The organism is Streptomyces sp. NPDC057963 (assembly GCF_042887155.1).
GTDB lineage: Bacteria > Actinomycetota > Actinomycetes > Streptomycetales > Streptomycetaceae > Streptomyces.
In genome coordinates this window covers 477427-494807 of the sequence record NZ_JBHVPX010000003.1, presented here as the reverse complement: position 1 = coordinate 494807, position 17381 = coordinate 477427, and the positions used below count along the sequence as shown (strand labels likewise).

Below are 17381 nucleotides of genomic sequence, written 5' to 3'. Positions count from 1 at the left end.
GGCAAGGGAACCCGCCGGGAGCTTCCCGGCGGGTTCCGCTGCCTTGTCATGCCGCGCCGCGACCCACCCCGTCCGTCGGAAGGGACCGACGGCCGCCGGCCCGCTACTCCTCACTCCTCGGCCCGGCGGTCCAGGTCGATCCGGTAGTGCTTCAGCCGAGGGTCCTCCTTCACCAGGCGCATGCCGACGGCTTCCATGACGCGCTGGGACGCGAGGTTGTCCACGTCGGTGTCACCGTGCACACAGCTCACCCCCTGGTCGCGGGCGAACCGGAGTAGTGCGCGCAGCGCCTCGGAGGCGTATCCCCTTCCACGCGTCGAGGGGACGAGGCCGTAGCCGATCGTGACGTGTCCGTCCTCGTCCGGGGCGCCGTGGAACCCCAGCCCGCCGATCACCGCTCCGTCCCGGCGGCGGCGTATCTCGTACGAACGGAAGGGGCCGGGATCACCCGTCGACGCACAGGTGTTGAGGAAGCGCTCGGCCGCGGCCAGGTCACCGGGGGACGGATATCCGGCAGCCCAGCGGGCACCGGCTCCCGGCGTGCCGGCCCTCACCTGCAAGGCGTCGCAGGCGCTCATTGGGCGGAGGAGGAGGCGGGGAGTCTCGAGATCGGTCATGACCGAGTGGACTATCACGCGGGGTGAGCGGGCGGCATCGGGTTTGTCCGGAAGCCGCGGCGCGACTGGTCGTGGAGCCCCGGACGGGGACATCTCCATCCGGACCGTGTGCGAGGCGGCTCGGGTGGGCCCCGGCGCTCCACCGCCACTTCGGCGACCAGGAGGGCCTGCTGTCCGCGGTGGCCGACCACGGCTTCGACGCGTACCCCGCGACGAAGAGGCCGCGCGGCGAGAGCGCGGCGCTCGTCGAGGGTGCTCGCCGCCCGCCCCGCGACCTCCGACCGCGCGGCCGTGTCGCGGCGGGTCCGCGCCGCCGCGCACGCCGCGGTCTTCACCCGGGGGTACCGGGCGTGTCCGCCGACGTGGACGGCACGCGGGCACCAGTGCCCGGAGCCCACGTGCCGCCCACCGCGGACCGGCTGAAGGCGCCGCTGGGGCAGGCACCCGATCCAGTACTCAGTGCCGCCGGGGGAGCCCCCCCCGACGGAACGGCTTGACCGCCCACCGAGCACCCTTCACGGCCGCTGGGGCCGTGTCCGGTCCTCGTCGAGGCCGAAGTCCCCGGAGAACGCCGCAGCCATCCGCAGATGACCGGACGCCTCCGCACTCCGCCCCTGGCGCTCAAGCGTGCGGCCGAGCATCAGCCGGGCGTACGGCTCCACCGGGTCGCGCTCCAGAACCGCCCGCAGCTCCGTCTCGGCCCTGCCGAGCCGAGCCGAGTGGTAGTAGGCCCGCGCCAGCAGCAGCCGGGGGGAGACCTGCTCCGGTACCTCCTCGACGAGCCCCTCCAGGATCCGGGCAGCGGTCATGTACTCCTTCGCTTCGAAGAACATCCCCGCACGGTCCCAGCGGTCGGCGGCCGTACCGAACTCGAAATAGGTGTCGCTCACTTGACCTCTGACCTCCTCGTTCACGGACCGCCCCCGGATCGCTCCCGGCCCTGCCCTGCCGTTGCCCCGGCCCCACGTTCGGCCGTGCTTCGGACAGAGGAACATGGCAGACTGGTTGAATATTCCACTACTTTATCGGCGTGGGTACCGGCACCCCGGGCCCGCACGGGAATAGGTTGAGCGCCATGAGCAATCTCGATCGCCAGGCCGCACTCTCCGTCTGCGGAGGACGGGGCTTCGTCGTCGCCGAGCCCGTACGTGAACTACTCACCCCGCGTCATGTCCAACTGGGTGAGTCCACCGAGGTCCGCAGACTGCTGCCCAATCTGGGCCGCCGGATGGTCGGTGCATGGGCCTTTGTCGACCATTACGGCCCCGACGACATCGCCGGCGAACCCGGGATGCAAGTGCCGCCCCACCCCCACATGGGTCTCCAGACGGTCAGCTGGCTGCACGACGGCGAGGTCCTGCACCGGGACAGCCTCGGCAGCCTCCGGACGATCCGCCCGCGCGAGCTGGGGCTGATGACCTCCGGCCGGGCCATCAGCCACTCCGAGGAGAGCCCGAAGTCCCACGCGAGGTTTCTGCACGGCGCGCAGCTGTGGGTGGCGCTGCCGGATGCCCACCGCCACGTCGAGCCGCACTTCCAGCACCACACCGAACTGCCGACCGTCACCGCCCCCGGCCTCACCGCCACGCTGATCCTGGGCGAACTCGACGGCGCCACCTCGCCCGGCACCGCATACACCCCGATCGTCGGCGCCGACCTGTCCCTCGACGCCGGAGCCGAGGCCCGTCTGCCGCTGGACCCGGATTTCGAGTACGCGGTGCTCTCGATGTCCGGCCGGGCCGAGGTCGACGGCGTTCCCGTACTGCCCGGCTCCATGCTCTACCTCGGCTGCGGCCGAGCCGAACTCCCCTTGCGCGCGGACACCGACGCGGGCCTCATGCTCCTCGGCGGCGAGCCCTTCGAGGAGGAAATCGTGATGTGGTGGAACTTCATCGGGCGGTCCCACGAGGAAATCGCACAGGCGCGTTCGGACTGGGCGGTCGGCGCCCGGTTCGGGGAAGTGCATGGCTACGACGGAGGCCGGCTGGCCGCTCCCGAGCTGCCGCCTGTGGCGCTAAAACCACGGGGAAGGGTGCGCTGAGCTGCATTGACGTGGTCGGAATCCAGCACGCCCCTGGTCGCGGCAACTCCGTCCCATGCGTGAAGCGGACATCGGTCCCGCGCCGCTTTTCGGGACCCCCGCCGAATCGTGGTGGCGGCCCGACCGCGCCGGTGGGCTGCTGTCGGGCCGCCACCTTCACCGTCACCGGCGCACCGCCAGGGCCGGTGCGTCAGGAGGCGGGTATCGGGAGGCGAGGTGTCAGGACGTGAGCACCGCCTTCATCGCCGACCCGTCGGCGACCGCGGTGAGCGCATCGGCGTACCGCTCCAGCGGGAACGGCGTGACCAGGCTCGCCAGGTCGAAGCGGGCGGTGAGGGCCGGCAGCAGGCGGACGTATTCGACGAGATGGGCGCCGGTGAAGGCCCAGGAGCCGACGACGTCGAGCTGCCGGTGGACGATCTGGTGCGGGTTGATCAGGGTGTCCCCGGCGTCCGTGTACTGGCCGATGATCAGGTAGCTGCCGCCCCGGCGGGCGAGGGTGAGGCCCTGGCCGACGGCGACCGGTACCCCGGCACACTCGATCACCAGATCGGCGCCGCCCCCGCCGGTGGCGGCCCGTACCTGCCGCAGGACCTCCTCGGGGTCGGCGGCGCCGGCGATGTCCAGGTGAACGTCACCGATGCCTGCCGAGGCGGCCCGGTCCAGGCGGCCCGCCGGGCCGCCGACGACGATGACCTTGGCGGCGCCGGCGAGTTGCGCGAACGCGGCCGCCGCGAGGCCGACCGGGCCGCTGCCCTGCACCACGACGGTCTCGCCCAGCCGTACCGGCCGCCGCTCGTACAACGCGTGTGCCACGGTGGGTCCTGCGCAGGCCAGCGACATGGCGGCGAGCGGGTCGGTGCCGTCGGGGACCTTGATCACGGTGGTGCCGGGCTGCAGCACGATGCGGTCGGCCCAGGCTCCGGAGAGTTCCGGGCCGTCGGCGAGAGCGCGGTTGACGCCGTAGGTGCGGCGCCGCTCGCACAGGGTCGGTTCGCGGTGCAGTCTGCAGGGCGGGCAGACGCCGCAGGCGATGGAGGAGGCCCACATCACGGTGTCGCCGGTGGCGAGCGGCTCCCCGGTGGCGTCGTGGTGGGTTCCGGCGCCCAACTCCCCTACGACACCGAGCCCTTCGTGACCGAGGGTGAGCGGGACAGGGATGTCCAGGTGCCCCTGTTGCAGGTGCAGGTCGGTGCCGCAGATTCCGCCGTAGCCGCAAGCGACGATCATGCCGCCGTCGGGGGCCTGGGGCAGCGGGAACTCCCGGAGCCGCAGCGGTGCGTTGAACTCCTCCAGGACGACGGCGCGTCCGGTGCGGGCCGTCATGCCGACACCGTCCTCAGCACCTCGGAGAACGGTGCCTCCAGCGGGCGCAGTGGCTCGGTGTCGCGGCACACGACGTAGTCCGGGCGGGGTGCGCCCTCGGGTCGCGGCAGGTTGGCGGCGTCGTTGTAGGTGGCGATGAGGAGGCGGCGGGCGAACGGCGACATATTGGGTGCCGAACCGTGCACGATCTGCGGGGAGAACAGAACGACGGAGCCGGCCGGACCCTTGGGGCTGGTCATGCCGTGCCGGTCGACGAGCTCGGCGAGCTGCTGCGGAGTCAGCGAGATGTCGTCGGGGTCGAGGTGCTGATCGGACGTGACGGTGGCCGAGCGGCCCTCGCGGACGAGTCCGCTGCGGTGCGAGCCGGGCAGGAATATGACCGGGCCGTTGAACTCGGTGACATCGTCGAGGAACATCCCGATGTTGATCTGAAGGGGAGCGGGGAGTCCGTCGGCGAGGCGCCAGGCGAGGTAGTCCTGGTGCCAGGCCCACTTGTCGCCGCCGAACGCCGGCTTGGCGTTGATCTTGAACTGGTAGACGTACACGTTGTCGGTGAGCAGCTGCTGGACGGGCGGCAGGATACGCGGATCGCGGATCAGGCCGGCGTATTCGGGCTGGCGCTGGTGCGATGAGTAGACCGCGCGGACCTCCGGGCCGCCGCCCTCGGTCACCACCTGCGGGCCGGGGATCTTGGTGTCGCGTTCCAGGGCCTTCCGTAGCGTGTTCACCTCCTGCGGGTCGAGCAGGGATTCCAGCATCAGGAATCCGCGGTCGTGGTACTGGTCGACCTGTTGACGGGTCAGCCGCATGTGCTTCTTCTCCTGAGAATGAGGGGGCCGTCGGGGCGGTGGGCCGGGTAGGGGTCATCCCATGAAGTGGCCACCGTCGACGACGAGTTGCTGTCCAGTGATGTAGCTGCTGCGCGCGGTCACCAGGAACTCGAGGGCATCGGCCATGTCCTCGGCGGTGCCGAGTCGGCGGCCGGGGATGGAGTCCCGGACGGTGGCCAGCCGTTCCGGGTCGTCGAGGCGGTAGCGCTCGACGACCTCGTCGGTGTCGGTGAATCCGGGCAGCAGGGCGTTTACCCTGATGTGCGGGGCCAGTTCGAGGGCCAGGCACTTGGTGAGCTGGAGCAGGCCCGCCTTGCTGGCGCAGTAGTTGGCGCCGTTCGTACGGGGCCGGATTGCCGTGGTGGATGAGATGTTGACGATGCTGCCGCCGCCGGCCTCGACCATCGCGGGCGCCAGGGCCCGGCTGAGGTGGAAGGGGCCGGAGAGGTTGGTGGCGAGCACCGTGTCCCACTCCTCGGCGGTCATCGACAGGAACGGCCGGTCGCGGTTGACGCCGGCGTTGTTGACCAGCGCGGTGGGTGCGCCGTACTCGCCGGTGATCCGGGCGCAGACCGCCTGGATCTCGTCGGGCCGGGTGAGGTCGCAGCGCAGTGTCTCGATCCGACCCTCACCGGCCTTCTCGGTCTCCTGTGCGGCGAGGTCGTCGCCGCGGTAGAGGGCGATCACCCGGTGGCCGAGGGCGGCGAGCCGCAGGCTCAGTGCCCGTCCGATGCCGCGGGTGCCGCCGCTGACCACGGATGTCGTCATGGCGCTCCCCGAAGTGGCGTGCGGTGGTGGTCAATTGGCGACGAGGTCGCCGCGCTTGAGCCCGGAGTCCTCGGGCGCCGCGGCCGGGTCGCCACCGAGGTCGGTGATCGCGTTGTGCTCGTCCACGAAGACGACGTGCGGGACGAAGGAGGCGATCTCGGCGTCCGTCATGGCGGCGTAGGCGATGATGATGACGCGGTCGCCGGGGCTGATGAGCCGGGCCGCTGCCCCGTTGATGCCGATGACGCCGGATCCGGCCGGGCCCTCGATGACGTACGTGGAAAGCCGGGAGCCGTTCTCGATGTCCACGATGTCGACCTTCTCGCCGGGCAGCAGGTCGGCGGCCTTCATCAGGTCGGAGTCGATGGTCAGCGAGCCGACGTAGTGCAGGTCGGCCTGGGTGACGGTGGCACGGTGGATCTTCGACTTCATCAGGGTGCGGTACATGGGGGCCTCACGTGTGGTGGGTCGATGCCGGCGCGGCCGCAGGTCGGGCCGTCCGGTGGTACGCGGTCCGGGTCAGACCGGCCAGGTGGCGTAGCGGCGCATGCCGTACAGCAGCGGCGCCGTGTCGGTGGCCGGGGTGTGCGTCTCGGTGTGCAGCACCTCGCCGATGACGATGGTGTGGTCGTCGGCGGGGATGAGCCGGGTGACGCGGCACTCGGCGGTGGCGTGGGCGTCCTGCGGCAGTACCGGAAGGCCGGTGACAGGTGCGGGCCGCCAGGGGACGGCGCTGAACCGTTCGGCGGCAGGACCGGCGAACGCCTCGGCGGCGCGGCGCCCGGCGCTGTGCAGCAGGTTGACGGTGAAGGCGCCGCGGGCGGCGAGGACCGGCAGGGTGCTGCCGCTGTCGGCCGCGCACACCAGGAGCTGCGGCGGGTCGAGGGAGAGCGAGCACAGGGCGGTGCAGGTGAAGCCGTACGGAGTGTCCTGCGCGTCGGCGGTGGCGACGACGGCGACGCCGCTGGGGTGGGAGCTCATCAGGGCCCGGAAGGCGTCGCGGGTGACCGTGGGATCCGCCTGGACGGGGGTCACCATGCGAAGGCCCGGGCGTCGTACAGATTGACGCCGACGGCAGCCTTGCCCAGGTACTCCAGGCACTCCTGCGGCTTGGCCGGCATCACGTGCGCGAACGACGCCTCGCGGACGAGTCGCTCCAGGGGGTGGCCGCGGCGGACGGCGACGGAGCCGCACAGCCGCACAGCGTCCTGGGCGAGCTGCGGGCCGACCTCGCCGACGACGTACTTGGCGGCGTGGACCATGGCGTTGGCCTCCAGGCTGCCGCGTTGGGCGGTGACGAGGTCACCGGCCTCGTGGACCAGGGCGCGGGCGGCCCGCAGCCGGGCGGACATCCGGCCGAGTTCCAGGTGCACGACGGACGAGTCGGCGGAGCCAGGGGCCGCGGTGACATGGTCGACGGTGTGCCGGAAGAGGGCTTCGGCGATGCCGAGGTAGGCGCCGGTGTAACCAGCGACCATCCAGTGTGGTTCGCGGACGACCTTGAACAGGGACATGCCCTCGACGCCGAGGTAGAGGCGGGAGCGGGGCACCGGTACCTCGTCCAGGGTCATGGCGGCGGTGCTGGTGCCGTACATCGCAGACATGTGGTGGACGGGGCCGAAGCCGACGCCGGGGTCATCGGCGGCGACGACGAAGTGCGAGACCTCACGGGTGTCCTCGGTGCCGTCGGCGGCAGCTGCCGCAATGACGTAGTAATCGGCGACGCCGGCGAGCGAGACGAAGGACTTCCTTCCGCTCAGGACGTAGTGCGTGCCGTCGTCGGAGAGGCGGTAGCGTGTCTGCAGGCCGCGGAGTTTGGCGCCGCGGCCGGCCTCGGAGGTGGCAGAGGCGAACAGCTTGCGCCCGTTCACGACCTCGTCCAGCATCCATGAGCGGAACGTCTCGGCGGCCGGGGGCAGCCGGGTGCCGGCGGCGTCGGCGAGCGCGCCGATGACTACGTGGTGCATGTTGAAGCCCAGGGCGGCGGCGCCGTTGTGCGCGCCGAGTTCGGCCAGCACCCGCCAGTAGTCCCCGAAGCCGAGGCCGGCGCCCCCCGCCTTCTGGGGGACGAGCAGTGCGAGCAGGCCGGAGTCGCGCAGGATGCGGTAGGCCTCGTGGCCGTCGGTGCGCCCGGCGTCTACGTCGACGGCGAGTGGGGCGAGCGCGGTGCCGGTCTCCGCGGCGAGTTTGAGGAGGTCGTCGAGTTCGTTGGGCAGCGTCATCTATGTCCTTCGGGTCGGTTCTCGGCCGGTCTGCGCTCGATCAGGCGGCGCTCGAACAGTCAGTTCTCGACCGGTAGGCCGAGTTGACGTGCGATGCCCACGCGCAGCAGGTCGTTGGGGCCGGCGTAGGTGAGGGCCGCCATGGGGCTTGCCAGGTCGGCGGCCAGGTCGAAGTCGGGGAGGAAGGCCCGGACGCCGGACAGCGCGGCGGCCTGCTCGGTCAGGCGTACGTAGTCCTCGGAGACGGAGATCTTGGTGAGGGCGGCCTCGGTGGCCAGCTGCCGGGCGGGCGTACCGCCGTCGAGTCGGGCGGCCATCGCGTAGAGCTGGACGCGGGAGCGGTGCAGTGCCAGTGCCATGTCGCTGATGCGGGCGGCGACTTGGTGGCTCGCGCCCATGCGGCGGCCGAAGTGGTCGCGCTCCCTGGCCCATGCGACGGTACGGGCCAGGGAGCGGTGCATCGGGCCGAGGGCGTAGCTGAGGATGACGGACCGCTCCCAGGCGGTGGTGGAGGCCATCACCGCAAGGCCGGAGCCCTCCTCTCCGAGCAGCGCGCCCGTCGGCAACCGGGCGCCGTCGAAGAGGAGTTCCCCCATCGGCACGGTGGGCAGCGCGGTCTTGGTGAAGGTCTCGCCGCGGCGGACCCCCGGCAGGTCGAGCGGGAGGAGGAACGCGGACAGCGCGAACGGGGAGCGTCCCTCGGCGGTGCGGGCGAAGACGATCGCCCGGTCGGCGACAGGGGCGGCGGTGATGAATGTCTTGGCGCCGTCGAGGACGAAGCCGTCACCGTCGCGCCGGGCGCGGGTCTCCATGGAGAACGGGTCGCTGCCGCCGCCGCGTTCCGTCAGCGCGTGGCACAGCAGCACCCGGCCGTCCTGGACGTCGGCGACCGCGCGCCAGGCCTCGGCGTCGAGGGAGGCCCGCAGGGGGAACTGCATCCCGAAGATTTGTGAGGCCAGCGCGTAGCACAGGCCCGGGTCGACGCCGGCCAGACCGATGCCCTCGATCATGGCGAGCGAGCGGGTGACGGGGCCGGGCCCCTCCGTGCCCGGTGCGGCAAGCCGCAGGACGCCGAGGTCGGCCATGGCCCGCCATTGCGCAGTGAAGTCCTTGGCGGCGACCTGTTCCAGGGCCGGTGCGGCCAGGTCCCGGTAGGTGTCGACGAGCCGCTCGGTCTCCGGGGTGCCGGTGCGCAGCGCCGCGAGGGTCACGGCGCTCACTCGCCGACCTCGCCGGTCAGGTTCCCGATGGCGGCCCACAGGGCCTTGGGGGTGCGGAAGTTGGCGGCGACGATTTCGGTGTCGGGCAGGGTGATGCCGGCTCCCTTGTCGAGCGCCGTGACGATTTCCATGATCGCCAGCGAGTCGACCAGGCCCATCTCAAGCAGCGGAGTGTCGGCGTTCAGGGACTGCGGGTCCTCGCCGCGGCCCCAGGTGATGCAACTGCCGATGAGGGTGCAGAGTTCTTCGACGCTGTTCATGCGGGGATCTCCTCCAGGTGTGCGGGGCCGGCGGCGTCGCTCAGGGCGCGGCGGTCGATCTTTCCGCTGGTGGTGGTGGGCAGCGTGGCGACCGGGACGATCCGGTCGGGCAGCATCCGTTGGGGCAGCACGTCGCGCAGTGCGGCCAGCACGTCCCGTTCGGTGGCGTCCGTGCGTACGTAGGCCCAGATCTGGCCGGTGTGCGGACCGTTCTTGGCGACGACGGCGGCGGTGGCGACCTGCGGCAGGCCGAGGACGGCGCTCTCCACGTCGAGCAGGTCGATGCGGTGGCCGCGCCGTTTGACCTGGGAGTCGCGCCGGCCGCGCAGGAAGACCCGGCCGTCGGGGGTGATCCGGCCGAGGTCGCCGCTGGCGTAGGCGCGGCGGGCCACTCCGTCGCGGAAGGTGATGGTGCGGGTGGGATCGCTCGGTTCGCCGCCGCGCAGATAGCCCTGGAAGACGGTGGGTCCGGCGATGTGGATCTCGCCTTCGCCGTCGGTGGGCCGGCCGTCCTCGTCGAGCACCTCGATGTGTACGTCGCCGATGCCGCGGCCGATGGTCAGTTCCTGGTCGGCGGTCCAGTCGGCCGGCACCCGGTAGTAGGTGCAGGCGTTGGTCTCGGTGGGCCCGTACAGGTTGTAGAAGGCCACCCCGTCAAGGAGCCGCAGGTACCGCTCGAGGAGTTCCGGGGCGAAGGCCTCCCCGCCGAAGGCCGCGAGGCGCAGGGCGGGCGGCCGGGCGTCGGCGATGCCGCCCTGCTGGAGCATGCCGTGATAGAGGGAGGGTACGGCGATGAAGTGGGTGATGCGCTGCTCGGTCAGCCAGCCGACGACATCGCGCGGGAAGGCCCGCAGCAGGTCCGGCATCAGGACAGTGCAGGCGCCGGCGGCAGCGGCGCTGAACAGGTCGAAGGTGGTCAGGTCGAAGGTGAGGGCGGCCTGGGAGCCGATCCGGTCGTCCGGGGTGAGGCCGAACTCGTGGGCGGCCCATTGGGCGTAGTGGGCAACGTTCTCGTGCGAGAGCAGGACGCCCTTGGGCCAGCCGGTGCTGCCGGAGGTGAAGAGGATGTAGCCGCCGTGGTCGGTGGGCGCCGGCCGCTCCTCGGGGGCGAGCACGCGCAGCCAGTGCAGGCCGTGGTCGAGGGCGCCCTCGTCGGTCGATGCGCCGTCGCGGACGCGGGCGGCGGCACGGTGGGCCCCGGCCAGGGCGCGGTCGCCGGCCAGCAGCAGGGACAGGCCCGCGTTGCGGATCATGCGGGCGGTGCGTTCCGGGGGGTCGGCGGTGTCGAGGGGCGCCGCCACCGCACCGGCCCGAAGCGCCGCGTACAGGGCGATGACGGTGGCCGGGGTCTTGGGGGCGTAGACGCCGACCCGGTCGCCCGGTGCAACACCGGTGGCGGTCAGGCGGGCGGCCAACACGTCGACGGCGCGGTCGAGTCGGGCGTACGTCCAGCTTTCACCGGCGCCCTCCAGTGCGGTGCGGTCGGGGTGGGTCCGTGCGGAGCGGGCCAGGAGGGCGTCGAGACGTGCGGGGTGCTCCGTGGTCATCGGGCGGCCTCCACGGTGGGGGTGTTCGCGAGGTGTGTGTCGAGGAAGTCCCGGGTGGTGTCGATGACGAGGTCGGGGCAGGCCAGATGGGGGTAGTGGTCGCAGCCCTCGGGCACCAGGCGCTGGAAGGGGCCGCGGACCGTGCGTTCGACGGCGTCGACCTGGCCGAGGGAGCCGTACTCGTCCACGTCGCCCTGGACCATCAGCACCGGCGCGGTGACGTCGAGATCGTCCTCGATGGACCAGCTGCGGAAGCCGGGTGAGAGCCAGACCCCGCTCCACCGCTCGAAGACACCCCGGGGGTCGTCGTGCACCAGGGCCAGCTTCTTGGCGAGCGGGCCGGCCTCGTAGGAAGCGCGGGCGGCCTCGATGCCGACGCGGTTCTCCTCCTCGAAGTACATGTGCGGGCCCATCCCGACGACGGCTGCGACGGGACGCACCGAGGCGTGCAGCAGCGCCATGGAGGCGCCGTCGCTGTGGCCGACCAGGACGGGACGGTGCATGCCGAGCGCGTCGAGCAGCGCGGGCAGCAGGCCCTGGGCGTGCTCGTGCATGTAGCGGGGAGTGCGGGGCAGCGGGTCGGGGCCGCTGCCGCCGTGGCCGTGGCGGGAGTAGACCAGGGCGCGGCGTCCGGTGGCGGCGGCAAGGCGGGCGGGAAAGCGGCCCCAGGCGGCGATGCAGCCGAGTCCGCCGTGCAGGAAGACCAGGGGTGCCAGGTCCGGGGCACCGTCGATGACGACGTGTTCAAGGGGACCGTTGCACGTATCAATTACCGGCACATCGATATCCTTCTCGGTGATTTACGACAGCAGAATGGACATTCCGGAAAACTCGGTAAGATGTAGCCCACACCGATCTGTCGCAGCTGGCGGCGTAAAGCCGGACAGCGGGAGTGGGAAGAGTGCGGAAATAGTTGAGAAAGTAACCTTCAACAGGGCGAAAGTCGGCGACAGCGCAGCGACGCAGGAGCGGTGTGCCGCGTTACGTCGAATCGCCTGTGCCGCACCCATGCCGTCGGGCGGTGCGGGCGTCAACGGGCCTACGAGGCATCCGCAGGGGCCGCGAAGTGGTGACTTCGGGCGCGGGTGGCCGCCGAGCGGCCCCGCCGGTCACTAATCCTTCGCTTTTCCGTTGGTTGATTTTGCGCCATTCCAGTTGGTGGCGCGCACCAATATTCCTGCACGACGTACCCCCGTTGAAAGCATGACTGCACATCAGTGGCGCCCGATGCCAGGCCCGTGACGCTTCTTGGGCACCTGCCCGTTCGGCGACACGAAGAAGACTAGACATATTGTCGAGGTGAGAGAAATGACATTGCTGGACGGCCTATACGCTCGCAGAATGAATATCGACCTACGCCACTTGCGATGCTTTCTGGCCGTAGCCGAGGAGGGCGGCTTCACGGCTGCAGGACGCCGCCTGCATCTGGCCCAGCCGACCCTGACCCGCAACATCAGAACCCTGGAGAAGTACCTGGGCGTACGGCTCTTCGAACGCACCACCCGCAGAACCGAGCTCACCGACAAGGGAACGACGCTCTTGGGGACTGTCGCCCCACTGCTGCGCCAACTCGAATCGGCACTCAAGAATGTGCAGGAAGGGGAGAAACTGCGCATCGGGTTCAGCTGGGGACTGCCCGAGGGGCTGTCGCGGGTCGCTGCGCGGTTCGGGGAGGCCACCGGGGTCGGAGTCGAATTCACCCGCTGCGACACCCCCCAGGCCGGACTTGACACCGGCCAGGTGCATCTGGGCCTGCTGCGCGGCGCGCCTCTCCCGAAGGGACTGCGCGGCGTTCTCCTCTACGAGGAGTCCCGCATCGCGGCCGTCCCCGCGAGCTGGCGGCTGGCCGATCGCACGGAACTGGACTGGGCGGAGCTCGCCGACCTGCCGTTGGTCATCAACACCGTCAGCGGCACGACCTTCCCCGAGATGTGGCCCGCCGACAGCCGGCCGACGGTCGGTGCCGAATGTCGAAACTGCGACGAATGGCTGGAGCAGGTGGCTGTCGGCCTCGGCGTGGGTACCGCGCCGGTCTCCGTCGCCCGCCGCTACACCCATCCCTTCGTCCGCCTCGTCCCGCTGACCGGCGCACCCAGGGTGCCCGCATATCTCGCCCACCTCTCGCACGGTGCCCACCCGCAGGCCGCGCGCTTCGCCGACCACGCCTGGCGGGTGGCCGACGAGCTTCAGACGTAGCAGGTGTCGGCCGCGCGCCACCGGTCCAGGCCCTGATCGCACCGGCTCCATGCTCCCCGCGAATGCGCGCAGACGTTCCGCTGAGCCTCCCCGTGCGACTGTGCACACTGCTTGTCCAACGTGGCCTGCACCGTGGCGATCAGAACGTCGGCCTGCCTGTCTCCTGCATGCTGGGGGTGTGCGTTCACCGGCCGGCACCGCCGCGTCACCTCGTCACCTCGTCACCCGGTGGTCGCCAGTCGCTCCCGCGCTTCCGTCGCGACAACGACCGAGACCGTCTCCCCGTGGACGGCCACCGATTTCCGCAGCGCCTCACCGTGAAGGAAGCTCGCATGGCTGTCCGTCAGCACGCTGCGCTGCGGCCCGCTCAGGGCAGGCGGGCGTGCTCGGTTCGGCTGGCAGGGTTCCTCTCACGCGCGAGCGCATGGGCCCGCCCGGACACCTTGGCGGGGACGATGTCTGCTCCCGTACGCCTGCGTCCGGCCGTGCGCGGCGACCGCACTCCTGCACCCGTGGGTCACCGGCGCCCGTGCGCCGCGCATGCCCCGGTCAAGGCGTGGGGGATTCCTGCGCTTCGGCTCGCGAAGGGCTCGGTACCGGACTCGGTGACGTCTCACGTCCTGGCGCATCAGCACAGGTCGGTTCCCCCGGGTGGACAACTTCAGGCCCAGAGCTGTCCGCCGAGAGTCCCGGCGGGTGCGGTGCCGGGCAGGACATAGGCCACGGCCGAGGCCCGGTGTTGGAGGAACGGGGTGAGGGCGTCGCGGGCGGCCAGGCGGTTCTGGACGCGGGTGAACTGGGCGGGGTCGCGCATGAAGGCGCAGAAGAGAAGACCGCGGTCGGTCGGGCCGTCGTCGTAGCTGTAACTGCGGCGGAGCATGCGGGCGCCGCCGTCGAAGCGGGGGCTGGCGAGACGCACGTGGGCGGTGGCCGGGATGACGTAGGAACCGTCGGGGTTCTTCGCGTAGATGTCCGGCTCGTCGTGCTCGGCGGTGCCGCTGAGCGCGACGCCGTCGCGGGCGCGGCGGCCCATCACCCGGTCGCGCCGGCCCTCGGGGAGGGCCGCGAAGCCGGTGACGTCCATGTGGATCCTTCGGTAGACCAGAACGGTGCCGTCCCGGTGGGCTCCGGGTGGGCCCCAGACCCACTGCTGGGCCGCCGCGTGATCGGGGTTGGCGGTGCCGTCCTTGGAGCCGAACAAGTTGCGCGGGGTGGTCCCCGGGGCCGTGTGGGGCAGGAAGCCGGACTGGGTCCAGCGCGGTACGGCGCCGGCGGCGTGCGCGGCCGTGCCGACGAGTTCGGCGACGACGGTGAGGGTCCAGCGGTCGGCTGCGCACAGTTGGACCAGAAGATCGCCGTTGCTGCGGTGCGGGTCGAGGCGGTCGCCGGGGAAGAGCGGCAACTCGCCAAGCGAAGCGGGGACGTTGAGGCCGAGGCGGGCGGCGAGGGCGGGACCGATGCCGACCAGGGAGGTGAGCCGGGTCGCGCTCCCGTCCTGGAGTCGCGGGTCCGGAGGGGCGTCGGAGGCCGCGGTGGCGAGCGTGCGGGTCAGCGCGCCGAGGACGCTGCGCAGAGTCTTCCGGTCGGTGGCGGCGGAAGTCTGCGGAAGGTCGAAGGAGAGCAGGTGTGTCGCCGGTTGCTGGGGCGCCGTGACACCCGCCTGTCGGGCGCCGTGGAAGGGAATCGCGGCCTCGGCCGGCGGGGCACCGCTGGTGGCACGGCCGGCTGTCCGGCCGTCCCTCGCCAATTCGTCGGCCGCCGCGCCGACCCCGGCGGCAAGCACGGCTCCGCCGGCGAGCAGTGCCCGGCGCCGCCCGAAACGGGTTGCCGCGGGGCGGGATGAATCCTGCGCATTTCCCTGTTCGGTGGGCATACGCCTATTGGAGACGATAAAACAACTGCCATGCAAATCCTGTTTGGAGAAGGACTGTTGGCGCGTCGGCCGGTCCCGGCGGCGGTGTTCCGGGCGGCGTTGCGTCTGTCGGTGCTGGTCGTCTCGCTCGCGATGGCGGCCACCGGGTGTTCCGGTACGGGGTCGACGTCCGCCGATGCGCGGCATCCGGCGGGGGGCGTGCTGCGCGTTCCGCAGGACTTCTCCTCGGTGCAGCGGGCGGTGGACGCCGCCCGTGAGGGCGAGACGGTACTGATCGGACCGGGCGTGTACCGGGAGAGCGTGCGCGTCACCAAGCCCCGCGTGGTGCTGCGCGGAGCGGACCGCAACGCGGTGGTCTTCGACGGAGGTGTGCGTCTGGCCAACGGCATCACCGTGACCGGCGCCGGCTCGGTGGTCGAGAACCTCACCGTGCACGGCTATCTCGCCAACGGCGTGCTGTTCACCGGCGTCACCGACGCGCGGTTGCAGCAGCGCGGCGCCGGCGGCTCCGCCTACGACCCGCTGGACACCGCCCGTTTCCCTCCCGTCCGGGGCTTCCGCGCGACCCGGGTGACGGCGTACAACAACGGCCTGTACGGCATCTACGCCTTTGACGCGCGCGACGGTGTGATCGAGGACTCCTACGCCTCCGGGCACGCAGACTCGGGCATCTACGTCGGCCAGTGCAAGCCCTGCGCCACCGTCGTCCGCGGCAATACCGTGGAGCGCAACGCGGTCGGCATCGAACTGACCAATGCCTCGGACGGCCTGTCGGTGCTGGGCAACCGCGTCGCCCGCAACCGGGTCGGCGTCACGGTCAACTCCAATGACCTGGAGGCCCTCGCCCCGCAGCACGGCGCGGTGATCGCGGGCAACGTGGTCGCCGACAACAACGCCGCCGACACGCCCGAGCAGGCGGACGGGGGCTTCGGCATCGGCATCGGCATCGGCGGTGGCACCGAGAACCGCGTCCAGCGCAATCTGGTCCGGGGCAACCGGGCGGCCGGGGTGGTCGTCACCGACCCGCCGGGGCATCCGGCGAGTGGCAATCGCGTCGAGGGCAACCGCGCCACCGGCAACGGCACCGACCTCGTGCTGGCCTCAGCCGATCCCAGCAACTGCTTCGCGGGCAATCGGCCCGCCGCCCAGAGCCCGGACGGTCTGGAGGGCCGCGCGGGCTGCGGCACCCGCGGTCGGGGGGCGCTGCCCAGCGGCCGGACGGCGCCGGTGCAGGCGCCGCCCGGCATCCCGTTCAGCCAGGTGCCGGCCCCGCCCGCCCAGCCGTCCATGCCGGACCCGACGGCCCCGGGCCGTCCGGCGACCGGCCTGCCGGGGGCCGTCGACGCGGCCGCGTACCCGCTCCCGAAAGACGCGGACGCTGTGCCGCACTCGCGCTGAGCACGGTGCTCCGGCGGGCTCGGCCCCCGTTCACCATGCTCCCTGGAGGGTGAGTCGAGGAGGGCCGCCGGCAACCGCGGAAGCCGGGGGCGCACCGGCACGGAGCGGTCAGCCGGTGACCCACGGCGCCTCGGGGAGCTTCGCGCCGGTCTCGCGCCCGGAGAACTCCACCGTGGCCGGGGTCCCCAGGCCCGGCATCCGCATCGTCACCCGCCGCAGGCCGCCGTCGCCGTCGATCCAGTACGTCAGCGGCGACCGCTCGCCGTCGGACCCCGCACTGGGCGTGGCGCCCTGGGCACGCGGCCCGGCGAACCGGTCGTAGCTGCGGCCGTCGATGCGATCACGCCCCAGCCAGCGAGCCCCGGACTGTGCGAGCAACAGCGGGTTGTCGGGGCGGTCCGCGCCTAGCTCGATCAGCAACTGGAGCCCGGCGTCCAGAGGGTCGGTCGTGTAGGAGCGCGGGGACCAGCCCGAGCGCGGGATGTGCTCGGCCTGCTGCCAGGGCGGGTTGTTGTCTCCCTCCGGCGCGGGGGCCAGGCCGAGGCCCCCGGTGTCCCAAACGACCAGTCCGTGGTCGAGCTGCCCGGCGGCGGGCCCGACGGCTCCGGAGGAGCTGGAGGATCCGGAGGCCCCGGTGATGTGGTAACTCCCCACGGCCCGATGGGTTCGGTAGTCCACGACCCCCTTGACCCGTACCACCACGCCGCCGCCCTCGGTGGCCGTGAGAGTCACCGCCACGGGACTGGCCTGGTACAGATTCAGCCGCGACAGCGCCAGCCTGGACGCCTCCTCCATGGTCACCGGCCGCTCGGTGGTGTCGTGGGAGAGGGTCCGGTAGGCGGCCAGGCCGCCCACTGCGGCGCCGCACGCCGCGATCGCGATCAGTGTTCTGAACCAGAGGGTCCGGCGCGGCGTGCGGCCGCTCGTCCTCAACTTCCGAGCCATGCAGTTGCTTTCTCTCGTCGGCTGGTCGCACAGTCGGGGGGGGGGGGGGGCCCCCGGGGGCCGAGACACCCCCCACCCCCCCCGCGCGGGCCCCCCGCCCCGCGGGCGCGCCGGGTGGTGGGGCGGGGGGGACGGACA

17 protein-coding genes are annotated in these 17381 nt (G+C 71.8%); 3 read left to right on the top strand and 14 right to left on the bottom strand.

Going from position 1 to position 17381, the window contains the following annotated elements:
* Positions 1 to 110 precede the first annotated feature (110 nt).
* Entirely contained in the window at positions 111 to 617 is a 507-nt protein-coding gene (locus ACFVT1_RS09190) for a GNAT family N-acetyltransferase (protein WP_389793740.1), read from the bottom strand.
* A 515-nt stretch (positions 618 to 1132) separates the two neighbouring features.
* The gene (locus tag ACFVT1_RS09185; protein WP_389793739.1) at positions 1133 to 1507 is read right to left on the bottom strand and encodes a tetratricopeptide repeat protein; all 375 of its coding nucleotides are present in this window, start codon (positions 1505 to 1507) and stop codon (positions 1133 to 1135) included.
* 185 nt (positions 1508 to 1692) lie between these two features.
* Here ACFVT1_RS09185 and ACFVT1_RS09180 point away from each other — a divergent pair, with 185 nt between their 5' ends.
* Positions 1693 to 2658, top strand: coding sequence for a pirin family protein (locus ACFVT1_RS09180; RefSeq protein ID WP_389793738.1), 966 nt, complete (start codon positions 1693 to 1695; stop codon positions 2656 to 2658).
* A gap of 219 nt (positions 2659 to 2877) precedes the next feature.
* On the opposite strand, the gene ACFVT1_RS09175 is transcribed toward ACFVT1_RS09180, so the two are convergent.
* From ACFVT1_RS09175 to ACFVT1_RS09130, 10 genes are all read right to left on the bottom strand, one after another.
* On the bottom strand, positions 2878 to 3984 hold the full coding sequence (locus tag ACFVT1_RS09175) for a zinc-binding dehydrogenase (RefSeq protein ID WP_389793737.1): 1107 nt from the start codon (positions 3982 to 3984) through the stop codon (positions 2878 to 2880).
* On the bottom strand, positions 3981 to 4793 hold the full coding sequence (locus tag ACFVT1_RS09170; RefSeq protein WP_389793736.1) for a phytanoyl-CoA dioxygenase family protein: 813 nt from the start codon (positions 4791 to 4793) through the stop codon (positions 3981 to 3983). Before ACFVT1_RS09170 ends, ACFVT1_RS09175 begins: the two co-directional genes overlap by 4 nt.
* Before the next feature lie 54 nt (positions 4794 to 4847).
* A complete protein-coding gene (locus tag ACFVT1_RS09165) occupies positions 4848 to 5582 on the bottom strand; it encodes an SDR family NAD(P)-dependent oxidoreductase (RefSeq protein ID WP_389793735.1) in 735 nt (244 codons plus the stop codon).
* Between the two features lie 30 nt (positions 5583 to 5612).
* On the bottom strand, positions 5613 to 6029 hold the full coding sequence (panD, locus tag ACFVT1_RS09160; RefSeq protein ID WP_389793734.1) for an aspartate 1-decarboxylase: 417 nt from the start codon (positions 6027 to 6029) through the stop codon (positions 5613 to 5615).
* A 72-nt stretch (positions 6030 to 6101) separates the two neighbouring features.
* Positions 6102 to 6620: a flavin reductase family protein gene (locus tag ACFVT1_RS09155; RefSeq protein ID WP_389793733.1), complete on the bottom strand. Its 519-nt coding sequence runs from the start codon at positions 6618 to 6620 to the stop codon at positions 6102 to 6104.
* Positions 6614 to 7804, bottom strand: coding sequence for an acyl-CoA dehydrogenase family protein (locus tag ACFVT1_RS09150; RefSeq protein WP_389793732.1), 1191 nt, complete (start codon positions 7802 to 7804; stop codon positions 6614 to 6616). The genes ACFVT1_RS09155 and ACFVT1_RS09150 overlap by 7 nt, the downstream gene beginning before the upstream one ends.
* Before the next feature lie 59 nt (positions 7805 to 7863).
* Positions 7864 to 9024, bottom strand: a complete 1161-nt coding sequence (locus ACFVT1_RS09145) for an acyl-CoA dehydrogenase family protein (RefSeq protein ID WP_389793731.1) — start codon at positions 9022 to 9024, stop codon at positions 7864 to 7866.
* Positions 9021 to 9284 (bottom strand): acyl carrier protein, encoded by a 264-nt coding sequence (locus ACFVT1_RS09140; RefSeq protein ID WP_389793730.1) that lies wholly within the window; start codon positions 9282 to 9284, stop codon positions 9021 to 9023. Before ACFVT1_RS09140 ends, ACFVT1_RS09145 begins: the two co-directional genes overlap by 4 nt.
* The gene (locus tag ACFVT1_RS09135; RefSeq protein ID WP_389793729.1) at positions 9281 to 10831 is read right to left on the bottom strand and encodes an amino acid adenylation domain-containing protein; all 1551 of its coding nucleotides are present in this window, start codon (positions 10829 to 10831) and stop codon (positions 9281 to 9283) included. The genes ACFVT1_RS09140 and ACFVT1_RS09135 overlap by 4 nt, the downstream gene beginning before the upstream one ends.
* Positions 10828 to 11610 (bottom strand): alpha/beta fold hydrolase, encoded by a 783-nt coding sequence (locus ACFVT1_RS09130; protein ID WP_389793728.1) that lies wholly within the window; start codon positions 11608 to 11610, stop codon positions 10828 to 10830. The genes ACFVT1_RS09135 and ACFVT1_RS09130 overlap by 4 nt, the downstream gene beginning before the upstream one ends.
* Before the next feature lie 562 nt (positions 11611 to 12172).
* Between ACFVT1_RS09130 and ACFVT1_RS09125 the strand changes: the two genes are divergently transcribed.
* A complete protein-coding gene (locus ACFVT1_RS09125) occupies positions 12173 to 13027 on the top strand; it encodes a LysR family transcriptional regulator (protein WP_389793727.1) in 855 nt (284 codons plus the stop codon).
* A gap of 661 nt (positions 13028 to 13688) precedes the next feature.
* Here ACFVT1_RS09125 and ACFVT1_RS09120 read toward each other — a convergent pair.
* Positions 13689 to 14900: a Dyp-type peroxidase gene (locus ACFVT1_RS09120; RefSeq protein ID WP_389793726.1), complete on the bottom strand. Its 1212-nt coding sequence runs from the start codon at positions 14898 to 14900 to the stop codon at positions 13689 to 13691.
* Between the two features lie 30 nt (positions 14901 to 14930).
* Between ACFVT1_RS09120 and ACFVT1_RS09115 the strand changes: the two genes are divergently transcribed.
* Entirely contained in the window at positions 14931 to 16298 is a 1368-nt protein-coding gene (locus ACFVT1_RS09115; protein WP_389793725.1) for a right-handed parallel beta-helix repeat-containing protein, read from the top strand.
* A 108-nt stretch (positions 16299 to 16406) separates the two neighbouring features.
* Here ACFVT1_RS09115 and ACFVT1_RS09110 read toward each other — a convergent pair whose 3' ends face one another.
* Positions 16407 to 17243: a hypothetical protein gene (locus ACFVT1_RS09110; RefSeq protein ID WP_389793724.1), complete on the bottom strand. Its 837-nt coding sequence runs from the start codon at positions 17241 to 17243 to the stop codon at positions 16407 to 16409.
* Positions 17244 to 17381: the final 138 nt, after the last annotated feature.

Excerpts from the sequence above, each read along its gene's own strand:
- ACFVT1_RS09155 (WP_389793733.1), bottom strand. The coding sequence starts at position 6,620 with ATGGTGACCCCCGTCCAGGCGGATCCCACGGTCACCCGCGACGCCTTC.
- ACFVT1_RS09170 (WP_389793736.1), bottom strand. The coding sequence starts at position 4,793 with ATGCGGCTGACCCGTCAACAGGTCGACCAGTACCACGACCGCGGATTC.
- ACFVT1_RS09125 (WP_389793727.1), top strand. The coding sequence starts at position 12,173 with ATGAATATCGACCTACGCCACTTGCGATGCTTTCTGGCCGTAGCCGAG.
- panD (WP_389793734.1), bottom strand. The coding sequence starts at position 6,029 with ATGTACCGCACCCTGATGAAGTCGAAGATCCACCGTGCCACCGTCACC.
- ACFVT1_RS09165 (WP_389793735.1), bottom strand. The coding sequence starts at position 5,582 with ATGACGACATCCGTGGTCAGCGGCGGCACCCGCGGCATCGGACGGGCA.
- ACFVT1_RS09135 (WP_389793729.1), bottom strand. The coding sequence starts at position 10,831 with ATGACCACGGAGCACCCCGCACGTCTCGACGCCCTCCTGGCCCGCTCC.
- ACFVT1_RS09180 (WP_389793738.1), top strand. The coding sequence starts at position 1,693 with ATGAGCAATCTCGATCGCCAGGCCGCACTCTCCGTCTGCGGAGGACGG.
- ACFVT1_RS09110 (WP_389793724.1), bottom strand. The coding sequence starts at position 17,243 with ATGGCTCGGAAGTTGAGGACGAGCGGCCGCACGCCGCGCCGGACCCTC.
- ACFVT1_RS09175 (WP_389793737.1), bottom strand. The coding sequence starts at position 3,984 with ATGACGGCCCGCACCGGACGCGCCGTCGTCCTGGAGGAGTTCAACGCA.
- ACFVT1_RS09120 (WP_389793726.1), bottom strand. The coding sequence starts at position 14,900 with ATGCCCACCGAACAGGGAAATGCGCAGGATTCATCCCGCCCCGCGGCA.
- ACFVT1_RS09115 (WP_389793725.1), top strand. The coding sequence starts at position 14,931 with ATGCAAATCCTGTTTGGAGAAGGACTGTTGGCGCGTCGGCCGGTCCCG.
- ACFVT1_RS09190 (WP_389793740.1), bottom strand. The coding sequence starts at position 617 with ATGACCGATCTCGAGACTCCCCGCCTCCTCCTCCGCCCAATGAGCGCC.
- ACFVT1_RS09150 (WP_389793732.1), bottom strand. The coding sequence starts at position 7,804 with ATGACGCTGCCCAACGAACTCGACGACCTCCTCAAACTCGCCGCGGAG.
- ACFVT1_RS09140 (WP_389793730.1), bottom strand. The coding sequence starts at position 9,284 with ATGAACAGCGTCGAAGAACTCTGCACCCTCATCGGCAGTTGCATCACC.